At 70.5% G+C, this 13,910-nt stretch carries 12 protein-coding genes and 1 rRNA gene; 6 read left to right on the top strand and 7 right to left on the bottom strand.

Annotated features, from left to right (window positions below; genetic code table 11):
• Positions 1-89: 89 nt before the first annotated feature.
• Genes QM638_RS03470 through QM638_RS03460 form a run of 3 tightly spaced genes read right to left on the bottom strand, consistent with a single transcriptional unit; the run spans position 90 to position 2,697 of the window.
• A complete protein-coding gene (locus tag QM638_RS03470) occupies positions 90-566 on the bottom strand; it encodes a peroxiredoxin (protein ID WP_415140543.1) in 477 nt (158 codons plus the stop codon).
• Entirely contained in the window at positions 566-2,287 is a 1,722-nt protein-coding gene (locus QM638_RS03465; protein ID WP_415140542.1) for an AMP-binding protein, read from the bottom strand. Before QM638_RS03465 ends, QM638_RS03470 begins: the two co-directional genes overlap by 1 nt.
• A complete protein-coding gene (locus QM638_RS03460) occupies positions 2,284-2,697 on the bottom strand; it encodes a DUF3052 domain-containing protein (protein WP_415140541.1) in 414 nt (137 codons plus the stop codon). Before QM638_RS03460 ends, QM638_RS03465 begins: the two co-directional genes overlap by 4 nt.
• A gap of 268 nt (positions 2,698-2,965) precedes the next feature.
• Here QM638_RS03460 and aceE point away from each other — a divergent pair, with 268 nt between their 5' ends.
• Entirely contained in the window at positions 2,966-5,704 is a 2,739-nt protein-coding gene (aceE, locus tag QM638_RS03455; protein ID WP_415140566.1) for a pyruvate dehydrogenase (acetyl-transferring), homodimeric type, read from the top strand.
• 66 nt (positions 5,705-5,770) lie between these two features.
• Here aceE and QM638_RS03450 read toward each other — a convergent pair whose 3' ends face one another.
• Complete coding sequence (locus QM638_RS03450) at positions 5,771-6,742, bottom strand: alpha/beta fold hydrolase (RefSeq protein ID WP_415140540.1); 972 nt, start codon at positions 6,740-6,742, stop codon at positions 5,771-5,773.
• A gap of 122 nt (positions 6,743-6,864) precedes the next feature.
• Here QM638_RS03450 and QM638_RS03445 point away from each other — a divergent pair, with 122 nt between their 5' ends.
• The 5 genes from QM638_RS03445 to fabF all read left to right on the top strand — a co-directional run bounded on the left by QM638_RS03445 (position 6,865) and on the right by fabF (position 11,841).
• Positions 6,865-8,079, top strand: coding sequence for a PucR family transcriptional regulator (locus QM638_RS03445; RefSeq protein ID WP_415140539.1), 1,215 nt, complete (start codon positions 6,865-6,867; stop codon positions 8,077-8,079).
• 115 nt (positions 8,080-8,194) lie between these two features.
• Positions 8,195-9,151, top strand: coding sequence for an ACP S-malonyltransferase (locus QM638_RS03440; RefSeq protein ID WP_415140538.1), 957 nt, complete (start codon positions 8,195-8,197; stop codon positions 9,149-9,151).
• On the top strand, positions 9,148-10,149 hold the full coding sequence (locus QM638_RS03435; RefSeq protein ID WP_415140537.1) for a beta-ketoacyl-ACP synthase III: 1,002 nt from the start codon (positions 9,148-9,150) through the stop codon (positions 10,147-10,149). Before QM638_RS03440 ends, QM638_RS03435 begins: the two co-directional genes overlap by 4 nt.
• Before the next feature lie 135 nt (positions 10,150-10,284).
• Complete coding sequence (locus QM638_RS03430) at positions 10,285-10,530, top strand: acyl carrier protein (RefSeq protein WP_415140536.1); 246 nt, start codon at positions 10,285-10,287, stop codon at positions 10,528-10,530.
• Positions 10,531-10,590: 60 nt separating this feature from the next.
• Positions 10,591-11,841: a beta-ketoacyl-ACP synthase II gene (gene fabF, locus QM638_RS03425; protein ID WP_415140535.1), complete on the top strand. Its 1,251-nt coding sequence runs from the start codon at positions 10,591-10,593 to the stop codon at positions 11,839-11,841.
• 86 nt (positions 11,842-11,927) lie between these two features.
• Here fabF and QM638_RS03420 read toward each other — a convergent pair whose 3' ends face one another.
• The 3 genes from QM638_RS03420 to rrf all read right to left on the bottom strand — a co-directional run bounded on the left by QM638_RS03420 (position 11,928) and on the right by rrf (position 13,902).
• Positions 11,928-12,431 carry a DUF3145 domain-containing protein gene (locus tag QM638_RS03420; protein ID WP_415140534.1) on the bottom strand — a complete coding sequence of 168 codons (504 nt, stop codon included), beginning with the start codon at positions 12,429-12,431 and terminating at the stop codon, positions 11,928-11,930.
• Between the two features lie 211 nt (positions 12,432-12,642).
• Positions 12,643-13,656: a tetratricopeptide repeat protein gene (locus QM638_RS03415; protein WP_415140533.1), complete on the bottom strand. Its 1,014-nt coding sequence runs from the start codon at positions 13,654-13,656 to the stop codon at positions 12,643-12,645.
• Between the two features lie 129 nt (positions 13,657-13,785).
• Positions 13,786-13,902, bottom strand: a 5S ribosomal RNA gene (gene rrf, locus QM638_RS03410).
• Positions 13,903-13,910 lie beyond the last annotated feature (8 nt).

The raw sequence follows: 13,910 nt of genomic DNA, 5'->3' as shown, positions 1-13,910 counted from the left end.
GGCGTCTCGGGTCACCAGCGGCTCAACGTCGATAACGATAGCGCACCGACAGCCGCCACCGGAGCGATTCGGGAGGATCGATGAAGATTTTACGATCCGGCGTCGGCCGCTGCCCGGAGCTGGCGCAGATGCTCGTCCAGATCCCGGCCGTCCGCGTTGGCGTTGTGCACCGACCAGCGCACGGTGCCCGCGGCATCGATGACGTACGACGACCGGCGGGCCGCCCCGGTGCGCTCGTTGAAGACGTCGAAGGCCCGAGCCACCTCGCCATGCGGCCAGAAGTCGGAGAGCAGCGGGAAGTTGAGCCCCTCGGCGTCGGCGAACTGCCGCAGCGAGAACATCGGGTCGCAGGAGACGGCCAGCGCCTCGGTGTCGAAGGTGAGGAACTCCTCCAGCCGCTGCCGGATGCCGGCCATCTCCCCGGTGCACACCCCGGAGAAGGCGAACGGGTAGAAGAAGATCACCACGGCCTTCGAGCCGCGGAACTCCGACAGCGTCACGTGCTGACCGAACTGGTCGCGCAGGGTGAAGTCGGGCGCCGGCCCACCGATCCGCAGTCCGTCCATCATCCCTCACTCTGGTTGGTTGGGTCCTGCCCGTCGCGATCGTCCTGCCCGTCGCGATCGTCGCGCCCGTCCTGCCCACCGTGCCGCAGCTCGCGCTTGAGCACCTTCCCGGTCGCGTTGCGCGGCAGCTCGTCGAGCAGCAGGATCTCGCGAGGGGTCTTGAACCGCGCGAGGTGGTCTCGGACCCAGTCCTTGAGCTCCTCCTCGATCCGGTCGCCGGCGGCGTCGGCGTCGGCGAGCACGACGAAGGCTCTCAGACGCTGCCCGAACCGCTCGTCGGCGACCCCGACGGCCGCGGCCTCGGCCACCGCCGGATGCCGGACCAGGCAGTCCTCGACCTCCTGGGGGAAGACGTTCTCCCCGCCCGAGACGATCATCTCGTCGTCACGACCCTCGACGTGGAGCCGGCCGTCGCGGTCGAGCCGGCCGAGGTCGCCGGTGGACATCAGCCCGTCGACGACCTCCTTGCCACCACCGCCCGAGTAGCCCTCGAAGAGCAGCCCGTTGCCCACGAAGATCCGCCCGCTCTCGCCGGCGGGAAGCTCCCGCCCGGCCGGGTCGAGGATCCGGATCCGGGTCCCCCACGGCGGGCGACCGGCCGAGGTGGGCGCCGCACGCAGGTCGGCAGGCGTGGCGATCGAGGCGTAGGCGACCTCGGTGGAGCCGTACACGTTGTACAGCCGATCGCCGAATCGGTCCATCCAGGCGAGCGCCAGGTCGCCAGGCAGGGCCGACCCCGAGGACGCCACCACCCGGAGCGAGGACAGGTCGTAGCCGGCCAGGGTCTCGGCGGGCAGCGCCAGGATCCGCTGCATCATCACCGGAATGACCGCCGCCGACTCGCACCGCTGCGCCGCGATGGTCGCCAGGGCGTCCTCCGGGTCGAAGCGCCGGCGGAGCACCATCGTCGAGCCCAACAGCATCGCCAGCAGCAGATGGGCGATGCCCCAGGTATGGAACATCGGAGCGGCGATGTGGGTGCGCCAGCCCTCCCGCAGCGGCATCCGGGAGAGCAGCGCGACGGCGGCGTCGATGCCCGCCTCGGTGCGCGGTGCGCCCTTCGGCGTACCGGTGGTGCCCGAGGTCAGGATGATCACGCGGCCGTGCCGCGGCGGGACCGGCATCGGCGACGGGTCGCCGAGATCGATCAGCGCCTCGAGCGTCTCGAACCGGCGGTCGGGCCCGGTGGATCCGTCGGTCCAGGCCAGCAGGCGTACGGCGTCCCCGGTGTCGGCCAGCACATCGAGGAACTCCTCGTCGCAGATCACCGCCCGCGGCCGCTCGCGCTCCAGGACGCCGGCCAGCTGGGGCGCCGCGAACGCGGTGTTGAGGTAGAGGGCGTCGGCGCCCAGCTTGGCCGCCGCCACCGTCGCGTCCACGAAGTAGCGGTGGTTGCGGCACATGATCGCGACCCCGTCACCGACCCCGACGCCACGGTCGGCGAGGGCCCGGGCGAGCGCGTTGCCGCGCTCCTCGAGCTCGCCGTAGGTCACCGAGCCCAGATCGTCGATGATGCCGACGCGCTCGGGGTAGCGAACCGCGAGGCTGAGGAACCCGCCGGCCGGACCGGTCCCCCATTCCCGGACGATGCGGACCAGCTGGGCCAGTACGACGGGCGAGAACGGCCGCACGATGCCGGAGGCGGCCAGGATCCTGAGCCCCGCTGCCGCCGAGCGGGTCCTGCTCAGCACGGCTCCACGACGCAGCGTCGGCGTCCTCACGCGACCGACTTGGGCGCCAACAGCTTGGTCGCCATCCAGTCGTTGCTCACCGTTGCGGTCGTGGTCTGTGCCAGGCCCGCGATGGGAGCGGCCTCGGCGATGTCGGCGGGATCGACGGATCCGGGACGGCCGACCTTCGGGGTCAGCAGCCAGATGGCCCCGCCGCCGACGAGGTCGGTGAGAGCGTCGACCAGCCCGTCGACCAGGTCGCCGTCCTCGTCACGCCACCACAAGATGACGGCGTCCACGACGTTGCCGTGGTCGCCGTCGACGAGGTCGGCGTCGATCGCATCCTCGATCGCGACCCGGAGCTCGTCGTCGGTGTCGTTGTCCCAGCCCAGCTCCTGAATGACCATGCCGGGCTTGAAGCCCAGCCGGTCCGCAGGCCCAGTGGCCGCGGTCGAGCTCACCTGTCGTCCTTCCAGTAGCGGTCGCAGAACTCCGGGCGCGCGTACGTCCGGAGCGTGATGAGTAGTCCACCGGACATCGGCGCTGCTGGCAACCCCGACATGCCCGATCTCACAGCGCGGGCAGACCCGGCGTCCGATGATCGCCTCCGCCGTACTGACCAGTAGCGCAGCCAGGGGTTCGCCGCCGCATCGGGTGCGTGCGACGATGGGCATCGTGACCGAAGAATCCACCCCCACTTCCGGCACCGGGACATCCCAGCCCACCGTCATCCACGAGGGCTTGCCGACTCAGCTCCCCGACATCGACCCGGAGGAGACCCAGGAGTGGCTCGGCTCGTTCGACTCGCTGATCGAGTCCAACGGGCGTGAGCGCGCTCGTTACGTGATGCTGCGCCTGCTGGAGCGCGCGCGCGAGATGAACGTCGGCGTGCCCGCCCTGCGCAGCACCGACTACATCAACACCATCCCGCCCGAGCGCGAGCCGTGGTTCCCGGGCGATGAGGACATCGAGCGCCGGGTGCGCGCCTTCATCCGGTGGAACGCCGCCGTGATGGTCTCCAGCGCCAACCGCAAGGGCCTCGAGGTGGGCGGCCACATCGCGACGTACCAGTCCTCGGCCAGCCTGTACGAGGTCGGCTTCAACCACTTCTTCCGCGGCAAGGACCACCCGGGCGGCGGCGACCAGATCTACATCCAGGGCCACGCCTCGCCCGGCATCTACGCGCGCGCGTTCCTCGAGGGTCGCCTCACCGAGGAGCAGCTCTTCCACTTCCGTCAGGAGGTGCAGCACGGCCCGCACGCCGGTCTCTCCTCCTACCCGCACCCGCGCTCGATGCCGGACTTCTGGGAGTTCCCGACGGTGTCGATGGGACTGACCGGGATCAACTCGATCTACCAGGCCCGTTTCAACCGCTACCTGGCCAACCGCGGCATCAAGGACACCAGCCAGCAGCACGTGTGGGCGTTCCTCGGCGACGGCGAGATGGCCGAGCCCGAGTCGCTGGGCGCGATCCGGATCGCCGCCCGCGAGGAGCTCGACAACCTGACCTGGGTGATCAACTGCAACCTGCAGCAGCTCGACGGCCCGGTCACCGGCAACGGCAAGATCATCCAGGAGCTGGAGGCCAACTTCCGCGGCGCCGGCTGGAACGTCATCAAGGTCATCTGGGGCCGCGAGTGGGACCACCTGCTCGCCCAGGACGTGGACGGTGTGCTGGTCAACACGATGAACAGCACCCCCGACGGCCAGTTCCAGACCTACTCGGTGGAGTCCGGCGCCTACGTCCGGGAGAACTTCTTCGGCTCCGACCCGCGGCTGCGCAAGATGGTCGAGCAGATGAGCGACGAGCAGATCCGCAAGCTCCCCCGCGGCGGCCACGACTACCGCAAGGTGTACGCCGCCTTCGATGCGGCCAGCAAGCACGTCGGCCAGCCGACGGTGATCCTGGCGCACACCATCAAGGGGTGGACGATCGACGCCCTGGAGGGCAAGAACGCCACCCACCAGATGAAGAAGCTGACCATGGCGGACCTGAAGAAGTTCCGCGACCGGCTCTACCTGCCGATCTCCGACAAGGAGCTGGAGCAGACCTACGAGTCGACCGGTGCGGCACCGTTCTTCAACCCGGGTCCGGACTCGCCCGAGATCCAGTACATGCAGGAGCGCCGCCACCAGCTCGGTGGCTCGATCCCGCGACGCGTGCTGCGGGCCGCCCCGCTCACCCTGCCGCCGGACGGCGTGTACGACGAGCTCAAGCAGGGCTCGGGGAAGAACAAGATCGCCACCACGATGGCCATCGTCCGGCTGCTCAAGGACTGGATGAAGGACCCGGAGATCGGCAACCGGATCGTGCCGATCGCGCCGGACGAGTACCGCACCTTCGGGATGGACTCGATGTTCCCGTCCGCGAAGGTCTACAACCCCGGTGGTCAGACCTACGAGTCGGTCGACCGCAAGTTGTTGCTCTCCTACAAGGAGGCCACCAACGGCCAGATGCTGCACGAGGGCATCTCCGAGGCGGGCGCGATGGCCTCGGCCACCGCCGCCGGGTCGGCGTACGCCACCCACGGCGTGGCGATGATCCCGTTCTACATCTTCTACTCGATGTTCGGCTTCCAGCGCACCGGTGACTCGATCTGGGCGATGGCCGACCAGATGTCGCGCGGGTTCCTGGTGGGCGCCACCGCCGGCCGCACCACCCTGACCGGCGAGGGACTGCAGCACGCGGACGGGCACAGTCCGCTGCTCGCGGCGACCAACCCCGCGGTGGTGCACTATGACCCGGCCTTCGCCTACGAGATCAGCCACATCATGAAGTCGGGGCTGGAGCGGATGTACGGCTCGGACGAGGCGAACCCGCACGGCGAGGACGTGATCTTCTACCTCACCGTCTACAACGAGCCGGTCGCCCAGCCCAAGGAGCCCGAGGACGTCGATGTCGAGGGCATCCTCAAGGGATTCCACCGGGTCTCGGTCGGCGAGGGTGACGGAGGGCCCCGGGTGCGTCTGCTCGCCTCCGGCGTCGGGTTCCCCTGGGTCGACGAGGCCGCCCGCATCCTCCGCGACGAGTGGGGCGTCCAGGCGGACCTCTGGTCGGTGACGTCGTGGAACGAGCTCGCTCGCGACGGCGTGGCGGCGGAGAAGTGGAACCTCAACCACCCCGGCGAGCCGGCCCGGACGGCGTACGTCGCCGATCGGCTCGGCGGCAGCTCCGACCCGGTGATCGCGGTCTCGGACTTCATGCGCGCGGTACCGCTGCAGATCGCGCGCTGGGTGCCGGCCGACTACCGGGTGCTCGGCGCGGACGGCTTCGGCTTCGCCGACACCCGCCCGGCCGCCCGGCGGTTCTTCGAGATCGACGCCCAGTCGGTGGTGGTCCAGGCGCTGCAGGCGCTCGCCGACGCCGGCTCGATCGACCGCTCGCTGGTGGAGAAGGCGTTCGCGACCTACCGGATCGACGACCCGACCTCTGCTCAGGGAGTCGCCCAGGAGGGCGGCGACGCCTGACCCGGCCGGGCCGGCCGCTCGAGCCGACGCCGAGCAAGCGCTCGTCATGAGCGCCTGCTCGGCGACTCAAGCGGTCGCGCCCTCGTCCTGGACCGCGGCCAGCGGAGCGGACGGCGCGCCACCGCTCTTCAGCAGCCGCCGCCAGCGGGCCCGCGAGTAGGTGGCCGCTCGGGTGGAGGAGACGAACTCCTCCAGGATCGCCACGAACTCCTCCGGCTTGTCCTTGTGCGGGAAGTGCCCGGCGTCAGGGATCACCGTGACCTCCGCCTTCGGTGCGATCTCCGCGGCGATCTCGGCGTGCGAGGCGGGGATGACCCGGTCCGCGGCTCCCCAGATGACCGCCAGTGGCATCGACTCGGTCAGGTAGGCGCGATCTCGCATCGAGATCACCTGGCCGTGCCGGTCGATCACCGAGACCACCAGCCGGTGCATCGCGGCGCGGGTCTCCCGGTCCTTGAAGGAGTCGAGGATGCGCGCGACCTCGTCCAGGTCGTGGGTCCGCGCACCGCCGAGCGGCGCCAGCGCCCGCAGCGCGGCGACGTTCAGCTGTCGCAGCCCGGGAAGCGTCAGCAGCGCCGCCACCGGCTCGAAGACCGAGAGGCCTATCGCCTTGATCAGCGGCGTCACCTCGGGACCGAGGCCGCCCGGATCGACCAGTACGAGACGCTCGGTCCGCTCCGGGAACTGATAGGCGAACTGCATCGCCACTCCCCCGCCGAAGCTGTGGCCCACCACGGTGACGGTGTCGATGCCGAGCACCGTCAGCAGATCCCGCATGCCGTTGGCATAGGCACCCAGGGTGTAGTCCGCGCGCGGCTTGGCGGACTCGCCGTGGCCGAGCAGGTCGGGAGCCAGCACGGTGTAGCGATCGGCCAGCCGAGCCAGCACCGGATCCCAGTCGTGATGGTCGCAGGCCAGGCCGTGCAGCAGGAGCAGGACCGGCGCGGTGCCGAGCCGGCGACCGGCGAGGACGTAGGCCCGGCGGTGGCCGTGGATCGTCTGGAACCGGGTGGCATACGGATCGCGCCGCGGGCTCATCGTGTGCTCCGTTCCGGTCGGTGGGCCATTGCTTGGGAGTCTGACTGTTGATGGATCAACGATTCAACCACGCCGGAGGCCGCGCGTCACGGCAATCCGCGCTCCCGTGGGAAGATCCCCTGATGGATTCCACCCCGGCCGACGCGCGCCGTCGCGGTGTCTCGCGACTGCAACGCGCCACCGGCACGCTCTCCACGGCGGCGACCGCCCGGATGGACACCGAGATGTCGTGGTTCCGGGAGCTCTCCGCCCACGACCGGTCGCTGGTCGGGATGGTCGTCTCGGCCGGCATCCGGGAGTTCTTGCAGTGGTACGCCGACGGCGCCGACACCGGTGCCGCGAAGTCGGACCTGGCCGCGACGATGTTCGGCGTGGCTCCGCGGACCCTGACCGGCCTCATCACGTTGCAGCAGACCGTCGACCTGATCCGCCTCTCCATCGAGGTGGTCGAGGAGAACGTCGACGACCTGGTCGCTCCCGATGACGCTCGCGACGTGCACGCCGCCGTCGACCGATATGCCCGCGAGATCGCCTTCGCCACCGCCGAGGTCTACGCCCGAGCCGCCGAGCAGCGGGGGGCCTGGGACGCCCGACTGGAGGCGCTGGTGGTGGATGCGATGCTGCGCGCCGAGCCGGACGAGGTGGTGCTCTCCCGGGCCAGCGCGCTGGGCTGGGACGTACGCCGACCGGTGAGCGTGGTGCTCGGCAGCGCGCCCGTCCAGCCGGCCGACGCGAGCCTGCGCGAGGATCTCTTCGAGCAGGTCAGGCGCCGGGCTCGGGGCGTCGACCTGGAGGCGCTCTGTGCCGTCCAGGGTGACCGGCTGGTCGTCGTACTGGGGGGAGCGAGCGATGCCCGTGTGGCCGCGCAGGCGGTGACCGACCTGTTCGGCGATGGCCCGGTGGTGGCCGGTCCGGTCGTCGCGGGCCTGGCCCAGGCGCAGGTCTCGGCGCGGGGTGCGCTCGCCGCCTACCGAGCGGCCGCCGGGTGGCCGGATGCGCCGCGACCCGCCCTGAGCGAGGAGTACCTGCCCGAGCGGGTGCTCACCGGCGACGGCCATGCCCGGCGACACCTGGTCGAGGCCGTCTACGCCCCCCTGGTCGATGCTCGCAGCACCCTGATCGAGACCCTGTCGGCGTACTTCTCGGCCGGCGGCTCGCTGGAGGCCAGCGCGCGCGATCTCTTCGTGCACCCCAACACCATCCGCTACCGGCTCCGCCAGGTCGCCGAGTTGACCGGCTACACCCCGACCCAGCCGCGCGACGCGTTCGTGCTGCGGATGGCCCTGGTGCTCGGCCGCCAGTCCACCCGCGCCTCGGACGCACGGCGGCCCGGCTGACCCGTTCCGCACGGTGATCCGCACCACCGTTTTGTAGGACTCCTACAAAACGGCCCTCGGCTATTCGTGCGTGGCGAAGGTGAAGTCGCCCGGTGGTTCCGACAGAGTGGACCCCGTGCTCGTCATCGTCGCCCCCGGACAGGGAGCCCAGACCCCCGGTTTCCTCACGCCCTGGCTCGAAGACCAGGCCTTCGCCGCGCGGCTGGAGTGGCTCGCCAGCGTCGCCGACATGGATCTGGTGCACTACGGCACCGACGCCGATGCCGACACGATCCGAGCCACCGAGATCGCTCAACCGCTGCTGGTGGCCACCGCACTGGCCGCCGCCGGCAGTCTGCTGCCGCTCACGCCCGAGGGCCGGATCTGGCTCGAGCAGGTCGGCGCGGTGGCCGGTCACAGCGTCGGGGAGCTGGCGGCCGCCGCGATCTCGGAGGCGTTGAGCGCCGAGCAGGCGATGGTCCTGGTCCGCGAGCGCGGCAGGGCGATGGCCGAGGCCGCCGCGGCGACCGCCACCGGGATGACGGCGGTGCTGGGAGGCGTGCGCGAGGACGTCCTGGCCGCGATCGAGACCCATGGCCTGACGCCGGCGAACGACAACGGCCCCGGACAGATCGTGGCGGCCGGCACGATGGAGCAGCTTGCGGCGTTCGCCGAGGAACCGCCCAGCCGCGCCCGGCTGGTGCCGCTCAGCGTGGCCGGCGCGTTCCACACCACCCACATGGCGCCGGCGGTCGGCCGACTCGAGCGGCTCGCCCGAAGCGTGAGCACCGCGACGCCGAGGACCGCGATCCTGTCCAATCGTGACGGCCGGGTCGTCGACTCCGGCCCGGAGGTGCTCGTCCGGATCGTGGGCCAGATCGCGAGCCCGGTGCGCTGGGACCTGTGCATGGACACCATGCGAGAGCTCGGCGTGACCGGGCTGCTCGAGCTGCCGCCCGCGGGGACCCTGACCGGCATCGCCAAGCGGGCACTCAAGGGCGTGGAGTCGTTCGCGCTCAAGACGCCCGACCAACTCGAGGACGCCCGGGCCTTCTGCACCGCGCACGCCACCTCCCAGGAAGCAAACCGATGACCACCATCTCCGCACCCACGGGTGCCGCACACGCACGGATCCTGGGCGTGGGCAGCTACCGGCCCTCACGGGTGGTGCCGAACGCCGAACTGGTGGAGGCGATCGACTCCAGCGACGAGTGGATCAGGACGCGTTCGGGCATCGTCGAACGCCGCTGGGCCACACCGGAGGAGACGGTCCAGATGATGTCGGTCGCCGCCGCTCGTTCCGCGATGGAGCGGGCCGGGGTCGAGCCCGCCGAGATCGACTGCGTCCTCGTCGCCACCGTCAGCCACATGCGACAGACCCCCGCGATCGCCACCAGCATCGCGGCCGAGCTCGGTACCGACCACCCGGCCGCCTTCGACATCTCCGCGGCCTGCGCCGGCTTCTGTCACGGCATCTCGATGGCCTCCGACTTCATCCGCGGCGGCAGCGCCCGGCACGTGCTGGTGATCGGCGTGGAGCGGCTCTCCGATCTCACCAACCTGCACGACCGCGGGACGGCGTTCATCTTCGCCGACGGCGCCGGTGCGGTGGTGGTCGGCCCGAGCGAGACCCCGGGCATCGGCCCGGTGGTGTGGGGCTCGGAGGGCGAGCGAGCCGAGCTGATCACCCAGAACGTCGACTGGCTGACCTGGGGCACCGCCGCCGAGAAGGGGCTGCCCTACCTCGCCATGGACGGCAATCCGGTCTTCCGGTGGGCCTCCTTCGCGATGGCCAAGATCGGCCAGGAGGCACTGGACCGGGCCGGGATCACCGCCGACCAGCTCGACTGCTTCGTCCCGCACCAGGCCAACATGCGCATCATCGATGCGCTCGCCCGCTCGATGAAGCTGCCCGAGAGCGTCAAGATCGCTCGCGATATCGCCGAGATGGGCAACACCTCGGCGGCCTCCATCCCGCTCGCGCTGGACCGGATGATCGCCGAGGGCAGGGCGACGTCGGGCGAGACGGCACTCTTCATCGCCTTCGGCGCCGGACTGGTCTACGCCGCCCAGGTGATCGTCGTTCCATGACCCTCGCCGGGCCCGGGTTCTGATTCACTCGGTTTCCCACTAGTTTGAGCCTGGTGTCCTCCGCCGTTCGGCAGAGGCGACCTCGGGTTCAGCATCACCCACCACGCAGTACCAACCAGAGAGGAACATCCCCAGATGGCCACCACCGAAGAGATCCGCGCCGACCTCGCCGAGATCGTCAACGAGGTCGCCGGCATCGATGTCGCCGACGTCCAACTCGACAAGTCCTTCGTCGACGACCTCGATGTCGACTCCCTTTCGATGGTCGAGGTCGTCGTCGCGGCCGAGGAGAAGTTCGGCGTCTCCATCCCCGACGAGGAGGTCAAGAACCTCAAGACCGTCGGCGACGCCGTCGCCTTCATCGAGCGCGCCCAGGGCTGAGCCCGGCGAGCGACCCCACCAACCCTCGAGCGAGTCTCGAACGAGTCAGCGGAGAAACTGATGAGCCGTACACGTGTCGTCGTGACCGGGATGGGCACCACCAACCCGGTCGGCGGGGACGTCGCGACCACCTGGGAGGGCCTGCAGGCCGGGCGCTCCGGGGTGCGGCGACTGACCGATGACTGGGCCGAGTCGATGCCGGTCAAGATCGCCGGCCGGATCGCGGTGGAGCCCAGCGAGATCCTCGACCGGGTCAAGGCCCGCCGACTGGACCGATCGGCTCAGTTCGCCCTGATCGCGGCCGCCGAGGCCTGGGCCGACGCCGGCTTCGAGGGTACGGCGAGCGAGGCCGGGCTCGACGGTGACCGTGTCGGCGTCGCGTTCGCGTCCGGGATCGGTGGGGTCACCACGCTGCTGTCCAACTACGACACCCTGCTGGAGAAGGGACCCCGGCGGGTGAGCCCGCTGGCGGTGCCGATGCTCATGCCGAACGCTCCAGCCGCGAACATCAGCCTGACCTACGGCGCCCGGGCCGCTGCCCAGACCCCCGTCTCGGCCTGTGCGTCGGGGGCGGAGGGCGTGGCGCTGGCGACCGACCAGATCCGTCTGGGCCGGGCCGACGTCGTCCTCGCCGGCGGCACCGAGGCAGCCATCCACCCACTGCCGATCGCGGCGTTCGCCAACATGATGGCGCTGTCCAAGAACGATGGGGACCCGACCACCGTCAGCCGGCCGTGGGACACCGCGCGGGACGGCTTCGTGCTCGGCGAGGGCGCCGGCGTACTGGTGCTGGAGAGTCTGGAGCATGCCCAGGCTCGCGGTGCCCGGATCTACGCCGAGGTCCTCGGCACCGGGATCAGCGCGGACGCCCACGACATCGCCCAGCCGGATCCCGCCGGCCGCGGCGGCAGTCGTGCGATCAGTGGTGCGCTGCGCGACGGGGACATCGACCCGGCTTCCATCGTGCATGTCAACGCGCACGCCACCTCCACCCCCCAGGGTGACATCGCCGAGGGCCTGATGCTGCACGCGACCCTGGGCGCCCACGTCGACCAGGTGGTCGTCTCGGGGACCAAGTCGATGACCGGGCACCTGCTCGGCGGCGCCGGGGCGGTGGAGTCGATCGCGACCATCAAGGCCCTCCACCACCGGCTCGCTCCCCCGACGATCAATCTGGACCATCAGGATCCCCAGGTGGAGCTCGACATCGCCACCAAGCCACGGGAGCTGCCGACCGGCGACATCGCCGCGCTGAACAACTCCTTCGGCTTCGGCGGCGCCAACGTCGCGGTGGTGTTCGGCAGCATCTGAGCACCCGGGTCGAGAGCAGCAAGAGCCGCGCGGTCGTCATCGACCGCGCGGCTCTCACTGTTCTGACCTACGACGTACCCGGTTCGCTACACGACCTGATGCAGCCAGCGCACCGGCGCGCCCTCGCCGGCGTGCCGGAAGGTCTCCAACTCGTCGTCCCACGGCTTGCCGAGCAGCTTGTCGATCTCCAAGTTGAGCGTGGTGTCGCCCAGCGCGGCCTTCACCACGGCGGCCTTGAGCCGATCCTCGGGGATCATGATGTCGCCATGCAGTCCGGTGACCGCATGGAAGACGCCGAGCTCCGGCGTGTAGGAGAACCGAGCGCCCTCGGACACCGAGGTGGGCTCCTCGGTGATCTCGAAGCGGAGCAGGTTCCAGCCCTTCAGCGCGGAGGCGACAGCCGCCGCCGACCCGACCGCACCGCTCCAGGAGAGCTCGGCCCGATAGGTGCCGGCCTGGGCGGGCTGCGGGGTCCATTCGAGGTTGACGGCAAGACCCAGGACACCGCCCACGGCCCACTCCACGTGCGGGCAGAGCGCCGAGGGCGCAGAGTGCACGTAGAGCACGCCCCGGGTTGCGGTGCGGGTCACGCCAAGTGTGTCGATGTGTGCGGTCACCGTTCGGTCTCCTTCGTTCCGGCGCGAGCTACGCCTTCCCCAGCGGGCTCGATGGTGGAACGCGGATCCCAGTCACCACACAGATGTAGTTGTTGTGTCTATTGTGACCCATGTGGCGCGCAGATACCAGTTCTCCGGCGCGCCCGGGCATCCCGGTGGCCGTCCGAGACGGCCGCGTCCGGGCTCAGGTGTCCTGCTGCTCCAGTGCCGCCGCTCGCGCCGCCGCGTCGGTGAGCTCGTCCGCGTCGATCGCGTGCGTCCGGTGGAACCAGGTGAGCGCATCGGTGGTCCGGCCGGCGGCCGCCAGCGTGTCGGCATAGGCGTAACGGAGCCGGACGACCCACGGCGCCCGGCTCTTGCTCTGCAGCGGCGCCTGCTCCAGCACCCGCAACGCGGAGTCGAGCTCGCCCATGTCGCGTCGGGCGCCCGCCTCCACGATCGTCATCTCCGCCTTCGCCTCGGGCGGGAAACCGCCCACCGAAGGGCTGTGGGCGAGCTTGATGGCCTGCTCGGGGTGCCCGAGCGCGCGATGACAGTCCGCCATGATCGGCAGATATGCGGTGGCCCCGTTCATCCGCTTCGCCGCCCGCAGCTCCGCGAGCGCCTCGGCATAGTGGCCGGCCGCGTACGCCGCCTCGCCGAGTGCCTCCCGGATTACCGCCACACGCTGTGTCCGCGCCTTGGCCGCCTTCGCGTGCTGGTAGGCGAGCTCCGGGTCAGAGTCGATGAACCTGCCGGCGGCCACCAGGTGGCGTGCGATCCGCGAGGCGAGCTTCTCCGGGAGACCACGAAGCTGTACCGCGATCGAACGGTCCAGTTCCTTGCCGGTTACGTCCTCCGGCAGATCCGGGCCGTCGTACGCCCGCTGGTCGGCGCTTCGCGCCGGCTTCTCCTCCCGGCTCGGCGCCGACGTCCGCGGCTTGCGGTTTCCGCCGGGCCGACCCCCGCTCGCCCCGGGACGACCCTGCCGAGCGCCGCGTGGCTCTCCCGATCTCGCGTCGGCGCCACGCCGGCCCCCGTCTGCGCCGGTGCGCGCGTTCCCACGACCGCCGGAGGATCGGTCCTGACCGCCTCGCTCCGAACGGCCTCGCTCCGAACGGCCACGGGCCTCGCCCGAGCGGCCAGCTCGACCGCGGCCGGCTCCTTCGCCGCCGCGGCCGCCCCGGCCGACGCCGCCCTTGCCACGCTGGTCTGCCACGATCCTCTTCCTCACGGCCATGTTGCGCTGGTCCTGCCGCCTGCCTGTCCGGCCGGCTCTCTGTGTACCTGTGTGTTGAAAATATAGTAGGGGCCGACCCGGCACGGGTCGGCCCCTACTGAAGGTGAGGTCCGGCGGCGTCCTACTCTCCCACACTCTTGCGGGTGCAGTACCATCGGCGCTGAAAGGCTTAACTTCCGGGTTCGGGATGGGACCGGGTGTTTCCCTTTCGCTATGGCCGCCGTAACTCTGGT

Source organism: Nocardioides sp., assembly GCF_047606145.1.
Lineage (GTDB): Bacteria > Actinomycetota > Actinomycetes > Propionibacteriales > Nocardioidaceae > Nocardioides.
This window is presented reverse-complemented; position numbering and strand designations above follow the sequence as displayed.

Bases quoted from the DNA above. Each gene is read 5' to 3' on its own strand.
- QM638_RS03470 (WP_415140543.1), bottom strand. From the start codon at position 566: ATGGACGGACTGCGGATCGGTGGGCCGGCGCCCGACTTCACCCTGCGC.
- QM638_RS03450 (WP_415140540.1), bottom strand. From the start codon at position 6,742: ATGAGCCCGCGGCGCGATCCGTATGCCACCCGGTTCCAGACGATCCAC.
- QM638_RS03445 (WP_415140539.1), top strand. From the start codon at position 6,865: ATGGATTCCACCCCGGCCGACGCGCGCCGTCGCGGTGTCTCGCGACTG.
- QM638_RS03435 (WP_415140537.1), top strand. From the start codon at position 9,148: ATGACCACCATCTCCGCACCCACGGGTGCCGCACACGCACGGATCCTG.
- QM638_RS03430 (WP_415140536.1), top strand. From the start codon at position 10,285: ATGGCCACCACCGAAGAGATCCGCGCCGACCTCGCCGAGATCGTCAAC.
- fabF (WP_415140535.1), top strand. From the start codon at position 10,591: ATGAGCCGTACACGTGTCGTCGTGACCGGGATGGGCACCACCAACCCG.